Source organism: Taibaiella koreensis, assembly GCF_003545715.1.
Classification (GTDB): Bacteria; Bacteroidota; Bacteroidia; order Chitinophagales; family Chitinophagaceae; genus Taibaiella; species Taibaiella koreensis.
Window position 1 is genome coordinate 278,256 of the sequence record NZ_QVNU01000004.1, and the last position, 18,399, is coordinate 296,654.

Annotated in this window: 21 protein-coding genes; 8 read left to right on the top strand and 13 right to left on the bottom strand. The window is 49.9% G+C overall.

Going from position 1 to position 18,399, the window contains the following annotated elements; translation table 11 throughout:
* Nucleotides 1–10: 10 nt before the first annotated feature.
* From DZK30_RS14880 to DZK30_RS14890, 3 genes are all read right to left on the bottom strand, one after another.
* Nucleotides 11–1,303, bottom strand: a complete 1,293-nt coding sequence (locus DZK30_RS14880; RefSeq protein ID WP_162903108.1) for an alginate export family protein — start codon at nucleotides 1,301–1,303, stop codon at nucleotides 11–13.
* 158 nt (nucleotides 1,304–1,461) lie between these two features.
* A complete protein-coding gene (locus DZK30_RS14885; RefSeq protein WP_118974932.1) occupies nucleotides 1,462–2,124 on the bottom strand; it encodes a hydrolase in 663 nt (220 codons plus the stop codon).
* A 233-nt stretch (nucleotides 2,125–2,357) separates the two neighbouring features.
* Entirely contained in the window at nucleotides 2,358–2,942 is a 585-nt protein-coding gene (locus DZK30_RS14890) for a Crp/Fnr family transcriptional regulator (RefSeq protein ID WP_118974933.1), read from the bottom strand.
* Between the two features lie 279 nt (nucleotides 2,943–3,221).
* On the opposite strand from DZK30_RS14890, the gene DZK30_RS14895 reads away from it, so the two are divergent.
* On the top strand, nucleotides 3,222–3,980 hold the full coding sequence (locus DZK30_RS14895) for an SDR family NAD(P)-dependent oxidoreductase (protein ID WP_118974934.1): 759 nt from the start codon (nucleotides 3,222–3,224) through the stop codon (nucleotides 3,978–3,980).
* A 193-nt stretch (nucleotides 3,981–4,173) separates the two neighbouring features.
* Here the strand turns inward: DZK30_RS14895 and DZK30_RS14900 are convergent, their stop codons facing one another.
* Nucleotides 4,174–5,241: a cytochrome-c peroxidase gene (locus tag DZK30_RS14900; protein WP_118974935.1), complete on the bottom strand. Its 1,068-nt coding sequence runs from the start codon at nucleotides 5,239–5,241 to the stop codon at nucleotides 4,174–4,176.
* Nucleotides 5,238–5,840 (bottom strand): hypothetical protein, encoded by a 603-nt coding sequence (locus DZK30_RS14905; protein ID WP_118974936.1) that lies wholly within the window; start codon nucleotides 5,838–5,840, stop codon nucleotides 5,238–5,240. Before DZK30_RS14905 ends, DZK30_RS14900 begins: the two co-directional genes overlap by 4 nt.
* Nucleotides 5,841–5,954: 114 nt before the next feature.
* On the opposite strand from DZK30_RS14905, the gene gldB reads away from it, so the two are divergent.
* Nucleotides 5,955–6,989: a gliding motility lipoprotein GldB gene (gene gldB / locus DZK30_RS14910; protein ID WP_118974937.1), complete on the top strand. Its 1,035-nt coding sequence runs from the start codon at nucleotides 5,955–5,957 to the stop codon at nucleotides 6,987–6,989.
* Nucleotides 6,990–7,048: 59 nt separating this feature from the next.
* On the top strand, nucleotides 7,049–8,062 hold the full coding sequence (locus DZK30_RS14915; RefSeq protein WP_118974938.1) for a DUF3078 domain-containing protein: 1,014 nt from the start codon (nucleotides 7,049–7,051) through the stop codon (nucleotides 8,060–8,062).
* Between the two features lie 75 nt (nucleotides 8,063–8,137).
* Here DZK30_RS14915 and DZK30_RS14920 read toward each other — a convergent pair whose 3' ends face one another.
* Entirely contained in the window at nucleotides 8,138–8,389 is a 252-nt protein-coding gene (locus DZK30_RS14920; protein WP_118974939.1) for a hypothetical protein, read from the bottom strand.
* Nucleotides 8,390–8,406: 17 nt separating this feature from the next.
* On the bottom strand, nucleotides 8,407–8,655 hold the full coding sequence (locus tag DZK30_RS14925) for a hypothetical protein (RefSeq protein WP_118974940.1): 249 nt from the start codon (nucleotides 8,653–8,655) through the stop codon (nucleotides 8,407–8,409).
* Between the two features lie 274 nt (nucleotides 8,656–8,929).
* On the opposite strand from DZK30_RS14925, the gene DZK30_RS14935 reads away from it, so the two are divergent.
* Nucleotides 8,930–9,688 (top strand): hypothetical protein, encoded by a 759-nt coding sequence (locus DZK30_RS14935; protein ID WP_118974942.1) that lies wholly within the window; start codon nucleotides 8,930–8,932, stop codon nucleotides 9,686–9,688.
* 9 nt (nucleotides 9,689–9,697) lie between these two features.
* Here the strand turns inward: DZK30_RS14935 and DZK30_RS14940 are convergent, their stop codons facing one another.
* Nucleotides 9,698–10,249: a dihydrofolate reductase family protein gene (locus DZK30_RS14940; RefSeq protein WP_118974943.1), complete on the bottom strand. Its 552-nt coding sequence runs from the start codon at nucleotides 10,247–10,249 to the stop codon at nucleotides 9,698–9,700.
* A 70-nt stretch (nucleotides 10,250–10,319) separates the two neighbouring features.
* The gene (locus DZK30_RS14945) at nucleotides 10,320–11,105 is read right to left on the bottom strand and encodes a helix-turn-helix domain-containing protein (protein WP_162903109.1); all 786 of its coding nucleotides are present in this window, start codon (nucleotides 11,103–11,105) and stop codon (nucleotides 10,320–10,322) included.
* 322 nt (nucleotides 11,106–11,427) lie between these two features.
* Here DZK30_RS14945 and DZK30_RS14950 point away from each other — a divergent pair, with 322 nt between their 5' ends.
* Nucleotides 11,428–11,925: an SRPBCC family protein gene (locus DZK30_RS14950; RefSeq protein WP_118974945.1), complete on the top strand. Its 498-nt coding sequence runs from the start codon at nucleotides 11,428–11,430 to the stop codon at nucleotides 11,923–11,925.
* Nucleotides 11,926–12,041: 116 nt separating this feature from the next.
* Here DZK30_RS14950 and DZK30_RS14955 read toward each other — a convergent pair whose 3' ends face one another.
* The gene (locus DZK30_RS14955; RefSeq protein ID WP_162903110.1) at nucleotides 12,042–12,698 is read right to left on the bottom strand and encodes a hypothetical protein; all 657 of its coding nucleotides are present in this window, start codon (nucleotides 12,696–12,698) and stop codon (nucleotides 12,042–12,044) included.
* A 306-nt stretch (nucleotides 12,699–13,004) separates the two neighbouring features.
* Between DZK30_RS14955 and DZK30_RS14960 the strand changes: the two genes are divergently transcribed.
* Entirely contained in the window at nucleotides 13,005–13,841 is an 837-nt protein-coding gene (locus DZK30_RS14960) for a segregation and condensation protein A (protein ID WP_118974947.1), read from the top strand.
* Between the two features lie 66 nt (nucleotides 13,842–13,907).
* Here DZK30_RS14960 and DZK30_RS14965 read toward each other — a convergent pair whose 3' ends face one another.
* The 3 genes from DZK30_RS14965 to DZK30_RS14975 are packed head-to-tail and all read right to left on the bottom strand — an operon-like array spanning nucleotide 13,908 to nucleotide 15,679.
* Nucleotides 13,908–14,270 carry a hypothetical protein gene (locus tag DZK30_RS14965; RefSeq protein ID WP_162903111.1) on the bottom strand — a complete coding sequence of 121 codons (363 nt, stop codon included), beginning with the start codon at nucleotides 14,268–14,270 and terminating at the stop codon, nucleotides 13,908–13,910.
* Nucleotides 14,261–15,382 carry a glycosyltransferase family 4 protein gene (locus DZK30_RS14970; RefSeq protein ID WP_118974949.1) on the bottom strand — a complete coding sequence of 374 codons (1,122 nt, stop codon included), beginning with the start codon at nucleotides 15,380–15,382 and terminating at the stop codon, nucleotides 14,261–14,263. Before DZK30_RS14970 ends, DZK30_RS14965 begins: the two co-directional genes overlap by 10 nt.
* A gap of 30 nt (nucleotides 15,383–15,412) precedes the next feature.
* Entirely contained in the window at nucleotides 15,413–15,679 is a 267-nt protein-coding gene (locus DZK30_RS14975) for a hypothetical protein (RefSeq protein ID WP_118974950.1), read from the bottom strand.
* 278 nt (nucleotides 15,680–15,957) lie between these two features.
* Here DZK30_RS14975 and ychF point away from each other — a divergent pair, with 278 nt between their 5' ends.
* On the top strand, nucleotides 15,958–17,055 hold the full coding sequence (gene ychF / locus DZK30_RS14980) for a redox-regulated ATPase YchF (protein ID WP_118974951.1): 1,098 nt from the start codon (nucleotides 15,958–15,960) through the stop codon (nucleotides 17,053–17,055).
* Nucleotides 17,056–17,525: 470 nt separating this feature from the next.
* Nucleotides 17,526–18,395 carry an ABC transporter ATP-binding protein gene (locus DZK30_RS14985; RefSeq protein WP_118975253.1) on the top strand — a complete coding sequence of 290 codons (870 nt, stop codon included), beginning with the start codon at nucleotides 17,526–17,528 and terminating at the stop codon, nucleotides 18,393–18,395.
* Nucleotides 18,396–18,399: the final 4 nt, after the last annotated feature.

Below are 18,399 nucleotides of genomic sequence, written 5' to 3' on the forward strand. Positions count from 1 at the left end.
AAGCGTTGAACTAAATATTGATTGCCGTTCTCAAACCGAAATACAGGATATCGCTTTTTGTATCGCTGTTCCCCCTCAGGTAGCTACCTCTTCGATAGTAGGCCGAAATGAATTGGAAGCTGACGTGCTTACCTGCCTGGTATTGCGTAAATAAATCGTACATGTCGCCAACATGTTTCCCGGCATCTGCCGCAGGTAACAGGAAGGCGCCGTTAACTGCGTAGAGACCATCCTGCAGGCTTTCTCGCCAGAACCTGTAATAGTTTACTGTCAGGATAATCTGCATTGTTATCCTAAGCTCCACTTTGGGATGAATGACAATCAGGTTGGAAGATCCTGCATTGTCGATGTACCCGTAGAATATGGCCTTGGGATAGATCGGGCTAAATGTCTGCAGGCTATTATCGTTCGCATTACCATCACCACTGGAAATAGCGCCCTGGACAGATATTACGGGTCTTAATGCAAAAGAGCTGAGCCGGTAGCCAAAGGAGGGCGCTATCTTCCAGGCCAGGATACTGCCCTTGTTAAACTTACCCCATTGGAAGTCCAGCTCTGTAAAGCTAAACCAATCCTTGCTATCAAGGCTAAGCCCGGTTCCAGCAGTGTGCCTGAGCTCCTTGCCGCTGCCCTGGTTGTAGTGACTGTCATCACGATCCGTCACCAAGTAATAGAGATCGATTTTAGCCAGCACTGTTACCGGAAAATTCTGTGTCAGCCACAGGCCGCCGATGGTTTGATCCTGATCCACGGCATCGTCCAATACCCCCGGACGAACAGCAATGGCCTTCATCGCAAAGACGTCCAGTCTTGTACGCTTTGTCTCTAACAATAATTTACCACCGATAAAAGACCTCCGGACATTTGCATCGCGCAAGTCCAGCAATGTTCCCTGGCCATATTTCAGGTACTGCTTTCCAAGACGCAGCCGCAACCGGCTGTTTACCGTGGGGCTTACTGATACTTCAGCAAAAAGCTGGTTGACCGCCAGCTTATTTTGATCCTGCGCCGGGCGCGGCCCTCCATTCCTTCCGCTGATCAGGCTGCTCTGGAGCTCTGTAAAGAGGCGGAAATAACGGCTATATCGAAAGTTACTGTGCAATAAGGCGCGGTGCAGGAAATAACCATCCCGATCCTGCGGCCCTATTCCCCACTGGTAATCTTTAAAATACTCAAATCCTTCCCTGATATTGATCCCGGTACTTACAGACTCGTTGCCGCGAAAAACGGGCAGATGTTTAACGTTGGCTGGCAGCGTGCGTAGCGTATCCGCCGGCCAATACTCTTCGGATGCGTCTGTCAAATACCCGGTTGGTATTGTATCCCTTATCTGGGCATCAACCGACCGGCTTAAGATTGCTATCACAAAAATTGTCGCCAGTAGCTTCCCAATCATCAAACGCAGGCGCCTGTTCATTGCTGATAGCATGTCGTGGGTTAAGAGAACCGGGCGTGGCAATGCTACGACTGAACCGGTGTTGCCAGCAGCTGCAATTCCCAGTTAAGGCTTGTACCCACATTGCCCATGTGGTCCACCAGCATCTCGGCCAGCTTGGGAACGGTTTCAGTACGCGCCCAGTCCCTTTGCAACTCGGACCCGAATACGGTCCAGGTAATCGGAACCGCACCTGCCTGCACCATACGCGTTACCGCCATTTCATGTGCTTCCAGGCTTACACCACCTGAAGCATCCGTAACAATATACACTTCATACCCTTCGCCGAGGGCCTGAATAACCGGCATTGCCAGGCATATCTCTGTCCATAAAGCGGCCATTACTATCTTCTTCTTTCCCGTTGCTTTTACCCAATCGGTCACCCGGGTGTCTTGCCAGGTATTGATGAAAGTGCGGTCGATCGGTTTCTGATCTGGAAAGATGTCCTGGAGCTGCCTAATCAGGAAACCGCCCCGTTGTTCGACAACCGTTGTGAAAAGAGTCGGCACATTAAATGCTTTTGCCGATTTGGTCAGGCCAACCACATTGTTGATGATGGTCTGCGTGTCGTGGCTTCTCAATCCGGCGAACTGGAATGGCTGGTGATCGATGAGGATCAGCGCACAGTTGTCCGGAGTCAGCAGGGCTTCGAGGCCCGCTTTTGTGTTGGATTGGTTTTGAGCTTGCATTGCTTTTAGATTTTTAATTAATAAGGAAATAGATTACCGGGTCGATAATACGCAGGTGTCTGTTTCTGCGTCGCTATTGACAATGCGAAGATGGGCTGATAATGGGGGGAGATTTTTGACCTGCAATAAGAAATGCGATTGATACAGATCAATGGAAACGGGCAATAAATTTCTTATCGAAAGACAAAAAGAGACCTAATGGGATCAGGCGTGCAAAATCATTATGAGGTTTATTACTGGGAAAGCACCTGTTTGCGTACCCTGCTCATCGTTTCCGGTGTCAGGCCCAGGTAGGAGGCCAACATGCTTTGCGGAAACCTGTTGAAAAACTCGGGATGTGTCCGCATCAGGTAGCGGTACTTTTCTTCTGCCGTGTAGCTGATACCGGCTTCTATCCTTTTTTGAGCGGCAACGGAATGGTTCTGATCAAGGATATGGGCCATTTTCAGAAAGGTAAGCGACTGTTCCTTGAGCCTGGTGATTTTATCGAGGGTGGTGACCAACAGTTCCGTATCTTCTACGGCATCGATGTTATAACGGGAAGGTGTCAGGCTCATAAAGCTGCCCCTATCACTCATCCACCATCCCTCTATGGCCAGGATGGTAATGTGTTCCGCTCCATTATCATCTATAGTATACTGCCGCATGGCGCCTGAAGTAATAAATGACATGTACCGGCAAACACTTCCTTCATGAAGCAGGAACTGCTTTCTTTTAACCCCTTTGGTATCAAATGCCTGCTCTATATATACAAACTCCTCGTCGGGAATTACGGCGGCCGTTACGCGGTCAATATACTTCCGGAGTATGTCGTACATAAAATTAAGAGGCTGCAAAAAGATTTTACGAAATAGTGAATAGCACTGGCCCACTCCTTTTCTACCTTGATCAACAAAATGCTTATAGGCAATGCAGTATATCTCTGATTACCCGGCCGAAATTAAGGTTTTGTCATCAAAAAAAGGAACATGGTCTTGGCATACCTTAATATGGGATAAGCCAATTCCTTGATCTGCATCAACCGGCGGACAGCTCCCCGGTACTACTTTTGATGATGCAATGCTAAGGGTAACTATTAAACTATTAAAGTCTAAATCATGGCAAGGTTAAAAAACAAAGTAGCCATTGTGACCGGCGCTGCCAGCGGCATGGGTGAGGCAACCGCAACACTTTTTGCAGCAGAAGGAGCCAGCGTGCTGCTGACAGATATCCAGGAAGAAAAACTCAGGTCAGTCGTTGGCCGGATCCGGCTGGAGGGAAATACCGCCGACTTCATTATACATGATGTAAGTAATGAAGCGTCCTGGCAAAAGGTTGTTGAAACGGCTATAGATCTTTATGGAAAAATTGACATTCTGGTGAACAATGCAGGTATCACCGGAAACCTGTTTGCCCCGATACCGGAGCGATCGGCGGACGAATTCAACCGGGTGTTATCGGTCAACCTGCTAAGCCAGTTTTTGGGGATCAAGGCCGTGGTCTCTCCTATGCAACAAGCCGGTGGGGGCGCCATCATCAATATTTCGTCTATAGGTGGAATTATCGGATCAGCGGGCGCCACGGCTTATACTGCTTCTAAAGGTGGTTCCCGGGCACTTACCAAAGGGGCTGCCGCAGAACTCGCCAAAGATCGTATCCGTGTCAACTCTGTTCATCCGGGCTATGTGGCCACACCTATGACAACAATGATGGAAGGGGCAGAAGATTTTGCTGCTAGGGCCATCGGCACCACACCGCTGGGAAGAGGCGGAACGCCGGAGGAAATCGCCTTTGCCGTGCTATATCTTGCATCTGACGAATCTTCTTTCACAACAGGAGCTAAGTTTGTTATCGACGGAGGAACTATCGCTTTATGACCTGTCCCTAGTGCACATGAGATTATAAAAGATACCAGCTTTACATGGCATCGAAGTCTCCCTGCCCATTAGGTGTTCGACAACTACTGCTTTCTCAATTTAAATACGCGTGTCGATTATCTTGACAAGTTACCATATGTAGCCAACAGAAAAAGGACCCGCAACGGGCCTAGCAGGCGCTTCAGGAGCTTTTTCATTTAAGGGGCGGGTTGGGATCGCTGAAGGCGGGATTACGGATAAAGGAAGAATCGGTAAGCGTGTTCAGGAAAGCGATCAGGTCGGCTTTCTGCTCAGCGGTAAGGAATAAACCTTTGCCCAAAGGAACCACATGCTCATCAATATTGGGGCTTTTTTGGTGAATGCCGCTGCTGTAAAAATCCAGGACCTCTTCCAGTGTCTGGAAACGGCCGTCGTGCATATAGGGCGCCGTCAGGGCGATATTGCGCAGGGAAGGTACCTTAACCCGTCCCCGGTCCGATTCCTTGCCCGTTGTATTGTACAGGCCGGGCTTGGGGGTCAGGTCCAGGCCGTTGTTACGAAAATAGTTATCGGTGAGCAGCACATCGCTATGACAATGATTGCAGTTGCCGAAACCAAAGAAGATATCCAGGCCGCGTTCTTCCTGTGGTGTAAGCGCATCGGCCTGTCCGTCAAAATAATATTGGTCAAAACGGGTGTTGAAGGAGACCAGTGTAAGCTCAAATTGGGTGAGGGCTTTGGCTACCATGGTACTGTTGATCTTCCCGGGACCGAATACGGCTCCGAATAAACGGGGATAATCCTTATCCTGCTGCAGCTTATCCAGCACATCGGCCCAGGTGCCGGCCATCTCGAGCCGGTTGATCAGCGGTTCCGTCACCTGCTCGCGCAGGGAAGGCGCACGGCCGTCCCAGAAAAAGCTGCGGGCCCAGCCGAGGTTGAACAACGGCATGGTATTGATGATGCCGACGCTGTCGTGCACGCCCAGACTGAACGGGCGGTTATCGGCAAAGGCATGGCTTTGCTGATGGCAGGAGCCGCAGCTGAGCGTATTCCCGGCGCTTAAGCGCTTATCGTAGAACAGGCGGCGCCCCAGCGCAATACCTTCTTCGGTAAGCGGGTTCTCTTCATCCACCGGCATCTTGTCAAAGTAATCGCCGACGAATGCCGGCAGGGGAATGGTATACGGCGTAAGGCCCGTACGGTTGCGTTTGTCTTTACCCGCCAGGTTCGCCACTGCAAACAGGAGCGCTATGATCGTTATGACCGTCAGCCGCTTCATTTTTCTTTTTCCGTTCCTTCAAATTTACTATCCGACAGCTTCAGGGCCCTTCTTGCGGCTTTAATGATCACACCGTTGTCCCTGGGCGAGTAGCCCAGCCGCTTATAATAGCCTTTGTGGCGCTTACCACCGCCCAATACAAGGATTGTAGGCATACCCATTCCGCCATAGAACTTCACCTCTTCAGCGCCTTTGATGAAGACGGCGTCGGGTGTGAATCCGTTCTCCTTTACCCATTTCTTCATGGTAGCCGCATTGGTCTCATCTTCATATACCGTCTGAAAGTAGCGTATGCGGCCGGGATACAGCTTGCGCATGGAGTTCACGATCTTTTCCAGGCCTTTACCTGCCGTGATACAAGGCCGGCAGCTCATCATCACATACTCATGAATGATCACAAGTCCGCTATCCATCTGGTTATACAGGTCATACGCCTTCCCGGTTCGTATCTCTTTTTTTGTCCAGCGCAGCGTATTGTAAACATCCGATTTCGGGAAGGTAAAATTATGCACGTGATCGGCCTCTTCCATCACATATTGGGCAGCACAAAAGGCAGTCGGGAGCAGCAGGAAAGTAAACCATAGCAATAGGCAGCGCATCGTTCAAAGTTAAGGGTTCTATAGCAGATAAGACGGCGCCGCCTGCCTTTTGGTAAGCCCATGCTATCCCTTTCTCCTGAATTTAATTAGTTTTGCGACCAAAAGGCAACGTTCATGAAGAAACACCTGTGCTATTACCCGCTCCTGGTATTGCTCTGCTCACTCTATTTGTTCTCCTGTGGTTCGAAGGACAAGGGTGCCGATGCTCCCGACGCCTCCGGCATACGCATCAGCTATACCTCCTACCCCTTCTATAAAGATTTTTCGGCGCTGGATCCCAATCATGTTGCCGCCGGTCTCAGCAAGCTGAAGCAGCAATATCCCGGCTTCCTCGATTTCTATCTCGATACGCTTATCGGCTTCGGCTACCATCAGCAATACAACGACAGCAACCGGATGATGTACGATTTCCTGACGATGAAAGACTACCGCAACCTGCTGGACACCGTAAACATCGCCTTTCCCGATACCAAAAAATACGACGACTGGCTGAAGCAATCCTTCCGGTATGTTAAGTACTACGACAGTACTTTTGAGCTGCCGCAGCAAGTTTATTATTTCGTGTCGGGCATCAGGGGTGTCACCGCAGTGCTGCAATCCGAAACCAATATGGGCATCGGTCTCGACATGTTCCTGGGACAGGATTTTCTGCCTTACCGGCAATTGAACAAGTCGCAGTTTGAAACCATACGTATGACCCCGGAGAACATCCCGGTTTGGGCAGGCATGGCTATATACGAAGACAAGTATCCCTTTCAACCGGAGAACAAGAACCTGCTGGACCTGATGGTTGAGAAGGGAAAAGAGCTTTATTTCCTGGAAAAAATAGCACCTTATGCCGGCGACGAAGTACGGCTGGGCTTTACGCCGGAGCAACTAAAGTGGTGTCGCGAAAATGAAGCGCTGATCTATAACTTCTTTATCAAAAACAACCTGCTATTTGAAAACAACCTGCAGAAGACCATGCGGTATGTAAGCGATGGTCCCTCTTCTGCCGGTATGCCCGGCGACAGTCCCGGCAATACAGGCAGCTATATCGGCTGGCAAATCGTAAGGCGGTATGCAGCGCAGCGCCAGGTAAGCCTTCACCAGCTGCTGGAATTGAAGGACGCGCGCAAGATCCTGGAAGGCGCCAACTATAAACCCTGATCCAAAAGGAATTGGCATATTTTTTGCTCATAAACACCAAACACAAAAAAAGACCGCACATGAAGAAGCTACTTCTACTTTCCGCGCTTGCTGCGGGCGTGCTGCAAGTACAGGCCCAGCAAGGTTCCTACTACGAAGACCTGGCCAAAAAAAGCGCCGAGACAAAAAACCTCGATACCGTTGCCTGGATCCATTCAGGCGTGCTGAATCTGGGTATCAACCAGGGTATCCTGCACAACTGGGCGGCAGGGGGCGAACTGGCCTCGCTCACCGTCAATGGCCTTTTCAACGGTAGCCTTACCCGGTACAACGGGCGCAGCATCTGGACCAATAACCTGGATGCCGCGTATGGCCTTTTTTATGCTTACTCCAATTCTTTCGTACCCCGCAAAACGGATGACCGCATCGACCTGACCTCCAAATACGGCTATCGTCTCAGCGACTCGGGCAACTTCTATGTTACCGGACTGTTTAACGCCAAATCCCAGTTTACCAAAGGTTACAATTATGATGCACCGGAATGGGATACCTTTTCCACTTCCAAGTTCCTGTCGCCGTTGTACCTCACCTTTGCCCCTGGTATTGAATACCGCAAAGGCAGCCAGATCAGCGTTTTCTTCTCTCCGGCCGCCGTGCGCACTACTTTCGTGAGCAAGTATTACACCGTCCGCGACGAGGCCGGCGCCTACGGCGTGGAGAACGGAAAGACTTTCCGCTTTGAATTGGGTGCTTATGTCACTGCCCGCTATGTAAAGGACCTGACCAAGAACATCTCATTCCGCAGCCGCCTGGACCTGTACAGCAATTACCTGGCTAAAGATGTGTACAACAAGAGTGGCCTGCTGGTCAAAAAGGATAATCCCGGCAATATCGATATCCTCTTCGACAACTTTATCGCGATCAAATTCTACAAATTCTTTTCTGTCAACCTGGGGGTAGTTGCCATCTACGACAACGATGTACCCTATGTCAAAACCCTGGAAGATGGTACACCCAAGAACGAGCCTTACGAAGGCCTGGGCTGGTGGCAGATCAAGCAAGTGCTGAGCTTCGGCTTCAACTATAAGTTCTGACGATATCAGCCTTTATCAAAAAATATCCCGGTCCTGTTACGAGACCGGGATATTTTTTTCTTGCTCATAATTTCTTTATGGCTGAGGTTCTGCTTCGGCAATAGGCGCCGGCTGCGCTTCGCAGTTATACAGCTCGCTCTCCCTTTTCAATTGTCCGCAATGATAGGGATTATTGGCGCCGAGTCCTTTAGATTCCCTGCAAAATTGTCCCATGGACAGGGAATAGGTAAAGCCGCCCCTGATCGCTTCCTGGCTGTCTTCGTGCAGCGCCATAATTCGTTTTTTTACCAGCCGTAATGGCCCGCTGTGCAAATTGATTTTTTTCATAAACGAAGGTTTTAAAGTTATGCTTCCGGTAACTGCTCCTCTTGCGCCTGGGCCATTTCGGTACAACCATGAACATCCGATGCAATAGCAACGCCGCATGCTCCCGGGTTGTCTGCCCCAAGCCGTTGAGACCTCCGGCAACGATAACCCAGGGAAAGCGCATAGGTGAAACCACCCTGGATATCGGCCTGGCTTTGGCTGGTCAATGCCATCACCTGCTTTTTCTTCAGGCTGAGTTTCTGGCATTTAGGATTTACTTTCTTCATAGTCTTTCATTTAAATCATTAAGAAACAGATCATACAGATCCTGATGAATTCATAATTAATGCTAAAATACATTATTAAAAGCATTAAAAATGCTAAAAAGAATAAAAAATGAATACAAAGTAACCAGGCCAAACGAGTCCCAACAGCATAAGCATGTAGTCACGGAAAACCTGTATTTTTTGCGTAATGCTATGATAAAAGTGTGCTGCAGCTTGCAGGGGCTATTTGAGCCGGTTACATTTACACTCGCAAACAGCCTCAATTCTTCAACATATGGAAGCACAGATAGCGCAACTGAAAAAAGACGTCGCCCGGTTAAAACTATATGCGGCGATCATTACCCTCATATTCTTCTCTTTCATACTCTATTCGTTCAATCAGAAAGAGCGACCGGCGCCATTTAAAGAGATCAACGCCGAAAGGATCAATATCGTAGAGCCCAACGGACAACTAAGGATGGTGATCGCCAACAAAGAGCGCTCGCCCGAAGTATTGACCCACGGTAAAGGCTACCAGCCACCGATCCCCGGTCATAACCGTCCCGGCATCATTTTTTATAATGATGAAGGCACCGAGAACGGCGGACTTGTATTTTCCGGAAAAAGCGACAGCAATGGTCACTATTATGCCTCAGGACACTTCTCCTTTGACCAGTACAACCAGAACCAGGTGCTGTACCTGCAATATGGCGACGAGAATGGTGAGCGGAGCACAGGCTTGCATGTGGACGACTGGCAGGAGTCGCCTCCTTTTTGGGAATGGCGACGCCAGTACCGTGAGGCGCAAAAGCTGGCGCCCGGCGCCGAAAAAGAGGCTTTGCTGAAACGCCTTATGGAGCCCACGCCGGGCAACCCGGCTTATGCACAAAGAGTATTCGTGGGTAGAAATACCGAAAAAGCAGCTGTACTGCTGCTTTCCGATAAAGCCGGTAACCCGCGGTTGCGCTTGCTTGTAGATAGTACCGGCGCTGCGCGCATCGACTTCCTTGACGAAGCAGGGCGAGCAACCTATAGCCTGCCCGACCGGCGATAGCTGCGCTGGTTAAGCCACCGGTGCATAAGTGATCTCCAGTACACCCAGATCAAGCTCGGAGATGGCTTTGCGTTCCAGCCCGCTAAGCACGCCTTCTTTAAAGAACCTTTGTCCCCGTCCCATGATATGCGGATGGAGCATTACCCTGAGCTCATCCAGCAGTCCTTCCGCAATGAGGCTGTTGACCAGTTCGCCGCTACCCTGCACCAGGATATTGCCGGTTCCATTGGCCTTGATGTCCTTCAGCCGGGCCACGAAGTCTTCGCCGAGGATCGTGGTATTTTCCCAGGGCGCCGTCTTCAGCGTGTCGGATACGACGTACTTTTTGGTTTGGTTCAGCTTATCGGCCACCCCCATTTCATTGTTCTTCAACGACGACCAATAGGGATACAGCATTTCATAGGTCTTGCGGCCGTAAAGCATGGCGTCGCAATCCTGGATATTCTGTGTAATGCGTGCAGCGCGGCTGTCGCTGTGATAAGGGTTGAACCATTCTGCCATCAGGGTGGCGTCGAAGATGCCGTCCAGCGACATCCATACTGTTGCGATGATCTTGCTCATTTTGTGGTTTGTTTTTAGCAAAAGTAGTACCGCGGGGTACCCGGAAAATAGGATGGACCCGACAAAATGATCAGGAGGCCGTATAACCGGAGCGCAGGGCCAGGTAGGCTTTGGGCGTCATACCGGTGAACTCTTTAAATACCCTTACGAAATGGCTTTGATCGAAAAAGCCGTGCTGGTACGCAATATCGCTGAGCTTCGCAAACTGGTCCTTGTTGAGCTCGTTGAAAGCCGCATGAAACTGGCATATCCTTTTGTATACCCTGGGCGAAACGCCTATTTGCTCCTCGAAAAGGCGTTGTAAAGAGCGTTCGGTGCTGTACAGCTGCTCCCGTAGCCGGCTTAGGGAAGCCTCGCCCTGATCGCGTTGCAGTGAATCTGTGGCAAAGGCAATACGGCTGTAGTCGATGCGATCGGCCGCTACCCTGCTCCATAAAAAAGTATTGATCAGCTGCAGCCGGCCTGCTACCGACCGGGCTTCCAGCAATTGCTCCTGCAGCCCTATATCCCTTACAGCCTTAAGCTCGTCCAGGTCGATAAAGGCATTGGTAAGCTCCGTCGCGGATAGCCCGGTAATTGCCTTTGCCACATAGGGACGCAAAAAATAGGCGATCAGCACAAAGCGCTCCGGCAAACGCAGCTGACCGGGTGCAATCGTTTGCCCGTAAATACCCAAATGACCTGCTCTGTTACTGTCGCTCTGCGCTGCGTCATTCCGGAATACCAGGGTGGGCATGCCATTGGCAAATAAAGGCAGGACAAAATCGCTGCGGGGCTCATCCTGCTCGATCACAAGAATACCATTTACATAGGCAGAAAGTGCATCGGGCGGCGTCAGAGACCGTATGTTCATCATTGGATAATGTCGTTCAGACCCCAAACGGGTATCGTAAAGATAGCGCTCCGCCGGCTTTTTCCGAAACCGCAACGTGCTATTGTCCCGATGGCCCCTCTTTTTGTCGCAATGCCCCGTGGTCAGGCAAACAGGCACACGATACCTTCGAATCATACTTCCTTACGAAGGTTCAATGGTAGGTCGTCTATAAACATTTGTGAAAAACAGAAGAAAATTTTGCGCAACCGATTATTTGCATTTAAATTTGCAACCGAAAGGTAGCACATAATCAAGCACCCTTTTTGAAATAAAAAATATTCATCAATACTTCTAAAAAACAGCAATGAACACAAAACATCAGGTTAACATCGAGAAAGATCCCTCAGGCAAAAAAATGGTATTGACCCGGGAATTTGATGCCGATCCGGCTACGGTTTGGCAGGCCTACACCGACCGCAATTTATTGGACCAATGGTGGGCGCCCAAACCCTGGAGAGCGGAGACCAAGTCCATGGATTTCCGCGAAGGCGGCCACTGGCAGTATGCCATGATAAGTCCCGAAGGCGAACGGCATTGGGGCAAAGTGATCTACGGCAAAATAGAACCCGGCGTATCTTTTGTGGCCAACGACATGTTCTGCGACGAGCAGGGCCAGCCCAATCCCGGGCTGCCGGCCATGAACTGGACCAACAGCTTCAACGCAACGGCTTCAGGAACCAGGGTAACCGGTACCATCCTCTTTTCCAATGCAGAAGACATGCAAAAGATAACGGAGATGGGCTTCCAGGAAGGCATTGCCATGGCGATGAACAATCTTGATGAGCTGTTTGCCAAAGCATAGATAAACCAAGATTGATGCAAAGAGGCTGTCTCCCATGTTTGCGCCAGCAAACGTAGAAGACAGCCTCTTTTGTATTGCAGCGCCCATCCTAAGCACACGCCTGTTCCGTTGTTGGTTCAGAAACGAAACCCGACAACCGCGCAAATCGAAGGCCAGATAGCGAAATCATTAAAATTGAGGCTGTATTCTGTTCCGGAAAGGTAAGTCGTGAATCGCTCCCGGTTATCGCTCAGCCATAATGCTGCGGTGTTCAGCTGCAGCCCCATATAGCTACTGGACCGGGATCCTTCATACACGTATGTCAGCCATTTTATATTCAGCTCGATCTCCGGAAACCAGGCCTGGTTTATATGCGTATCGTATCCCAGGGAAGACTCACGCCCTTCTATCAGCAGCGTCTCACCTTTCGGGCGCAGCATACAAATGCCTACTCCTCCTCCAACGGACCATTCGTTGCGGTTCTCTTCGGTTTTAAGGATATCCCTGTTGATCCCTGCTGCTAAGGAAGTATGCCACACCGGCATGGCGAGGCTTTCTATTTCCTTGTTGTGCACCGGCAGCCGCATGGCATTGAGGGATACTGCCAGATAGGGTTGCCAGAAGAGCGATTCGCTATGGTACATAAACTGCAGGCGTCCGCCCAGGGTAGCATAGCCCAGCATATTTCTTCCCGATAGCATGAACGGGCAACCGCCCATAAATAAACCTTCAACTTGTATTTGCGCCCGGGCGACCGGCAGGCCCACCACCAGCGACAGCACTAGAGCGATCATTTTTTGCATCGATCTTTTTAACGCCGGAATACGGGTAATATTGCCTGCTGACCCGGCGAAAGGCGTTGCCGCGTTACCACCCAGGTACGGATTTCAGATCTTATAACTATCTTAATGCATAGGAAAATGGAGAATAGATCGCTTCGACGAGCGTACAGGAACCGGGATGGATGAACCCTGCGGTTTATGCTTATCGAGCATCAGGGAAGGATAGACCCCACCCTGCACTTTCCACACGGATAATATAGAAATTTAAGCGTACTTTGCCATCCCGAATGTTCTTTTGCAGCATATCGTCGCGACAACATGGCATCAACCGGTTACCAGATCAAGCTCCCACAGTTCGAAGGCCCTTTCGACCTGCTCCTGTTCTTCATCGAGCGGGATGAGCTCGATATCTATAATATCCCGATTCATACACTTACCCGCGATTTCCTGGACTATATACATCACCTGGAATCGCTGAATATAGAGCTGGCCAGCGAGTTCATCCTGTTCATTTCTACCCTGATGCGGATCAAAGCCAAAATGCTGTTGCCCCGCCGCGAGCTGGATGCACAAGGCAACGAGATCGATCCCCGTCACGAACTGGTGGATAAGATCCTGGAATACAAACGCTTTAAAGAAGCGGCAGCTACTATGGCCATGATGGAGGCTGAGCGCCTGCTCCAGGCCCGCCGCGGCAATATACGCAAGGAGCTCGAAGAGCTGGGCCAAACCTATGCCGAAGGCACTGAAGTGCAGACCGTAACCCTGTACAAGCTGATGAGCACCTTCGAAAAGGTAATGAAACGCTTCAAAGACAGGAATGAGAAGCCACAACATGTGGTGGTCAAGTACAACTACTCGCAGGAGGGACAACGCCTGTACCTGATCGAAGAAATGAAGCAAAAGAGAAAGGCTTCGTTCGAGGTTGTCTTTTCAATATGTGAAAACCGGATACACGCCATTTTTACTTTCCTGGCCATGCTTGAGCTGGTGCAACAGAAATACCTTACGGCGCTCATCGGCACAGGACGCAACAATTTTATTATCGAATGGAACGATGAACGGCCCGAAGACATTGACGTGTTTATCGGAGGCCCGGCCGGTCCCGGCGAAGAGCCTGATCATACAGGCGAGCTCGGTTTTTCCGCTGAGTGAGTATTGGGTATTAAGTATCAGGTATTAAGTATTAGGTATCAAGTATCAAGATCCAGGTATCGGATATCAATTATTGGGTACTTGCTTTTGGAAATTGGAATTTAGTAATTGGAATTTGAATTTTTGACATTGCCAACTGCATTTTGCCAATTCAAGATCATTCAGAGCGAAGTATTTTTCCATTGAAAAGCCAGGTGGGCTATAACCGGTAAGGCCGCTAAGTGATATGCAAAGGGCACAAAGGTTTGGTATAAAACCGGGACTTGGGTAATCACTTCTTGGGAATTGGAACGTAACAATTGGAGTTTGCTCTTTTCGAATTGCCAACTGCTTTTTGCCAACTTGCCAATTGCCAACTGCATTTTGCCAACTTATCCATTGCCCACTGATCCCCACATCCTGACGCTTGCGTCTCACTATCACAAGCATTTCATCAGGCTTTCCCATATCTGCACGGCCGAACGGTCCCAGCTGAATTTCAACTTTTGCACCCTGGCGGCTTCTATCATCTTTTGCCGCAGGCCCTCATCCTTATAGATCTGCATCATTTTGGCGGCAATGTCTTCCGGCGAGGCAGGGTCTACCAGTAAGGCTGCTTCGCCACCTACTTCGGGCATGGAAGAAGTGTTGGACACAATCACCGGCACATCGCAGGTCATGGCTTCCAGTATGGGAATACCGAAACCTTCAAACAAAGAGGGATAGACCAAAGCATAGGCCGAACCGGTAACCCGGGCCAGGTCTTCGACATTAAGATAACCGGTCCATACCACATCCTCTTTATAAGGCATCAAGTCCCGGGCCTTCGTGATCTCATCGTATTGCCAGGCCATCCGCCCTACGATCACCAGCTTGATACGGCTACGCTGCCGGCGTTTGAATTGTACAAAGGCTTTAAGCAGGTTCACCACATTTTTACGGGGATGCAGCGCGCCGGTAAAGAGGAAAAATTCTTCTCCATCTGTATATTGGGCCTTTACCTGCTCTTTTTTTTCATAATCCAGGGGTTTGTAGGCTTCATGCGCCCCATTATAGACCACGTCGATCTTTTCTTCCGGAATGCCGTATTGTTGTATAATGTCCTGGCGGGTATATTCCGATACGGTAATGATGCGCCGGGCCTTACGGGCAAAGCGGGGCAGGTAATGAGCATAATGCCACTTGTGCATCTTGTCCATAAACTGCGGGTAATGCAGGTAAGCCAGATCGTGGATCGTAATACAGGTAGGTACCTTCGAACGGAGCGTTCCCAACCCGTCGGGTGAAAAATAGAGGTCGGCCTTGTACTTACGCAAGGCATAGGGAATGGCCCATTCGGTCCAGAGGTAATACAAAACCGGATGCCGCGCCTGTGGTTTCAGTACCACAGGCGTGACATTGGGAGCAAAAACAAAGTCTTTATGATAGGGACGGTCAAAAAAGAAGATAAACTCGTGCTCGGGGTGCTGTCGCACCAGCCTGGAAAGGGTTTCGTGAGCAAACCAGCCGATACCTTCCAATTTACCTTTGAGAAATAACCTGGTGTTTACAGCAATGCGCATGATGGCCGCAAATGTACTAAACCGGGAGCATTAAAAATGAACTTCGGTAATACTGTTCAGCGGAACCGTGATGCCTCCTTTTAGTACGATATCATTTTCGGTGAGCGACCATACCGTCGTTTGTACGGTGCGCGCCCCCTTGGTAGTTGAAAACGTAATGGTTGTTTTACCCTTGAATTCATTTCCCAAGCGTTCTGCATAGCTCAGATCCTGTTGCAGGTGCAGATTGCGGGTCAGCTGGGAAGGAACAATCTCATACTGTCCGATCTCCTCTTTTAATATCATCGTATGTTCCATAACGATTGTAAACGATTTTTAGGTTAACGATACTCAAATTTAATAATAATTTTAAACCGAAACAATACCAGGTTTTCACCTGAACACCCGCATAAAAATGTAGCTACCCAACCTTTTCATATGCTATGCATAAAGAATGCCGGGGCCCTTAGCCAAAGTTTCGTTTTAGGGTTATATCAGTTCTGATCACCGGTTTTAAGCCTTGATTTTCTATATATCGCAGTCACTTTTTCTTTTTTGGTCAATAGATTACCTTTGCGAAAATTTTCTAAAAAGACATGGCATTACAAGTAGGCATTGTGGGATTACCCAATGTAGGCAAATCGACGCTTTTCAACGCAGTAAGCAATAGTGCAAAGGCACAGGCAAGCAATTACCGTTTTTGCACTATCGAGCCCAATATAGGCCTGGTGGATGTGCCGGACGAGCGCCTGGCCAAATTATCCGCCATTGTTCAGCCTCAAAAAATTGTTCCTACTTCTATCGAATTTGTAGACATAGCCGGCCTGGTAAAGGGTGCATCCAAGGGAGAAGGTCTCGGCAACAAATTCCTGGCCAATATTCGTGAGGTAGACGCCATTATCCACGTAGTACGCTGCTTTGAGGACGAAAATATCCTCCGCGATGAAGGGGCTATCAATCCCGTAAGCGACAAAGAGATCATCGATACTGAGCTGCAACTGAAGGACCTGGAAAGCGTAGAGAAAAAAATAGGCCGTACCGAGAAGATCGCCAAGAACGACCCCAAAGCCAAAAGGGTGCTGGACGTGCTGCTGCAATGCAAAAGCCACCTGGAGCAGGGTAAGAACATAAGGGGACTGAAACTGGAAGGAGAAGACAGGGAAGCCATCGCCGACTTGTTCCTGCTGACTGAAAAACCGGTATTGTACGTCGCCAATGTAGATGAAGGCGCGATACTTACAGGCAACCGGTACAGTGAAGCGATAGGCCAGGTAGCCAAAGAAGAAGGCGCCGAAGTGATCGTGATGAACAACAACATCGAAGCGCAGATTACCGAGCTGGAAAGTGATGAGGACAAACAGCTGTTCTTTTCCGAATACGGGCTTACCGAACCGGGTCTTAACCGCCTGATCCGCTCGGCCTATAGCCTGCTTAATCTTATTACCTATTTTACCGCGGGCGTACAGGAAGTAAGGGCCTGGACCATTCACCGCGGCTGGAAGGCCCCGCAAGCCGCCAGCGTGATCCATACCGACTTTGAAAAGGGCTTTATTAAGGCTGAAGTGATCGGCTACGACGATTATATTACGCTCGGTGGCGAAACGGTAGCCAAAGAAAAGGGTAAGCTGCGTATCGAGGGTAAGGAGTATATCGTGCACGACGGCGATGTGATGCATTTCCGTTTCAACGTATAACCGGGGAGCAGCATTCCTGCTGCCCTGGCCATGTTTAAGCTGCTTCGTAAGGGGCAGCTTTTTTTTGCGGACATCGTTCAGGTCGCTACGCGTCCCGACCGATCGCTTTTCGTTCAGGTCGCTTCGCGTACCAGGTGGTGTTCCGCTTTTCGTTCAGGTCGCTGCGTGTACCAAGCGGTGTTCCGTTTTTCGTTCAGGTCGCTACGCGTCCCGACCGATCGCTTTTCGTTCAGGCCGCTTCGCGTCCCGACGGGTGTCCCGACCGGGCTTTCGACAAAACGGGCTTTTCTTTCGACGAAAGTACCATGTAGCCTTTCGTCGAGAATTTTACGCCGTAGGTCTAATTGTTAAACCGTTTCCTTCCAGGCTTCTTTTCTTTGTTCTGTAAAAGCTTGTATCTTTTACCCGAATCAGGCAATCCTTTTCCCTGTAGCAGCCCTACCCTTAACGCTCAATTCAAAAAAGCAACGATGGAACTCGTTATCTCCAATGTAAGCAAGACTTACTCCAACGGCCTCAAAGCCCTCTCCGACATCAGCCTTACGATAGGCAAAGGCATGTTTGGCCTATTGGGCCCCAACGGCGCCGGCAAATCGACCCTGATGCGCACCATCGCCACCTTACAGGATCCCGATACCGGCAGCATTAAGCTGGGCGATATCGATGTGCTGCAGCAAAAGCCGGAGCTGCGCAAGACCCTGGGTTACCTGCCCCAGGATTTCGGCTTTTATCCCAAAGTATCGGCGCTTAGTCTGCTTGACCATTTTGCCGTGCTCAAAGGGATCAGCAATAAAGGAGAGCGTAAAGAGATCGTGGAAGCGCTGCTGCAGCAGACAAACCTGTACGACGCCCGCAAACGCAATGTGAGCGATTATTCGGGTGGTATGCGCCAGCGTTTCGGCATAGCCCAGGCCTTACTGGGCAACCCCAGGCTGGTGATCGTAGATGAACCCACCGCCGGCCTGGATCCTATGGAGCGCAACCGTTTTCACAACCTGCTGAGCGAGATCGGCGAGCAGGTGATCGTGATCCTTTCTACCCATATTGTCGACGATGTGAAGAACCTTTGCAACCGGATGGTGATCATGAACAAAGGCCGCATCATGCTGGACGGTACGCCTGCCGAGGCAGTAGCTTCGGTGGAAAATAAGATATGGAGCAAGCCTATCGCCAAAGAAGAGATCAATGATTACCGCAGCCGCATGCAGATCATCTCCTCGCATATGTCCGATGGCAGGCTGATCATTCACGCCTATGCCGACAGCGATCCGGGCAATGGATTTGAGCCCGTAAAGGCCGGACTGGAAGATGTGTATTTCTCTACCATCACCAAAAACTAACGCG

Coding starts and splice junctions, on each gene's coding strand:
- DZK30_RS14895 (WP_118974934.1), top strand. CDS start 3,222: ATGGCAAGGTTAAAAAACAAAGTAGCCATTGTGACCGGCGCTGCCAGC.
- DZK30_RS14915 (WP_118974938.1), top strand. CDS start 7,049: ATGAAGAAGCTACTTCTACTTTCCGCGCTTGCTGCGGGCGTGCTGCAA.
- DZK30_RS14920 (WP_118974939.1), bottom strand. CDS start 8,389: ATGAAAAAAATCAATTTGCACAGCGGGCCATTACGGCTGGTAAAAAAA.
- ychF (WP_118974951.1), top strand. CDS start 15,958: ATGGCATTACAAGTAGGCATTGTGGGATTACCCAATGTAGGCAAATCG.
- gldB (WP_118974937.1), top strand. CDS start 5,955: ATGAAGAAACACCTGTGCTATTACCCGCTCCTGGTATTGCTCTGCTCA.
- DZK30_RS14950 (WP_118974945.1), top strand. CDS start 11,428: ATGAACACAAAACATCAGGTTAACATCGAGAAAGATCCCTCAGGCAAA.
- DZK30_RS14905 (WP_118974936.1), bottom strand. CDS start 5,840: ATGCGCTGCCTATTGCTATGGTTTACTTTCCTGCTGCTCCCGACTGCC.
- DZK30_RS14960 (WP_118974947.1), top strand. CDS start 13,005: ATGGCATCAACCGGTTACCAGATCAAGCTCCCACAGTTCGAAGGCCCT.
- DZK30_RS14925 (WP_118974940.1), bottom strand. CDS start 8,655: ATGAAGAAAGTAAATCCTAAATGCCAGAAACTCAGCCTGAAGAAAAAG.
- DZK30_RS14965 (WP_162903111.1), bottom strand. CDS start 14,270: ATGCTTGTGATAGTGAGACGCAAGCGTCAGGATGTGGGGATCAGTGGG.
- DZK30_RS14935 (WP_118974942.1), top strand. CDS start 8,930: ATGGAAGCACAGATAGCGCAACTGAAAAAAGACGTCGCCCGGTTAAAA.
- DZK30_RS14885 (WP_118974932.1), bottom strand. CDS start 2,124: ATGCAAGCTCAAAACCAATCCAACACAAAAGCGGGCCTCGAAGCCCTG.
- DZK30_RS14955 (WP_162903110.1), bottom strand. CDS start 12,698: ATGATCGCTCTAGTGCTGTCGCTGGTGGTGGGCCTGCCGGTCGCCCGG.
- DZK30_RS14900 (WP_118974935.1), bottom strand. CDS start 5,241: ATGAAGCGGCTGACGGTCATAACGATCATAGCGCTCCTGTTTGCAGTG.
- DZK30_RS14985 (WP_118975253.1), top strand. CDS start 17,526: ATGGAACTCGTTATCTCCAATGTAAGCAAGACTTACTCCAACGGCCTC.
- DZK30_RS14940 (WP_118974943.1), bottom strand. CDS start 10,249: ATGAGCAAGATCATCGCAACAGTATGGATGTCGCTGGACGGCATCTTC.
- DZK30_RS14975 (WP_118974950.1), bottom strand. CDS start 15,679: ATGGAACATACGATGATATTAAAAGAGGAGATCGGACAGTATGAGATT.
- DZK30_RS14890 (WP_118974933.1), bottom strand. CDS start 2,942: ATGTACGACATACTCCGGAAGTATATTGACCGCGTAACGGCCGCCGTA.
- DZK30_RS14970 (WP_118974949.1), bottom strand. CDS start 15,382: ATGCGCATTGCTGTAAACACCAGGTTATTTCTCAAAGGTAAATTGGAA.
- DZK30_RS14945 (WP_162903109.1), bottom strand. CDS start 11,105: ATGATGAACATACGGTCTCTGACGCCGCCCGATGCACTTTCTGCCTAT.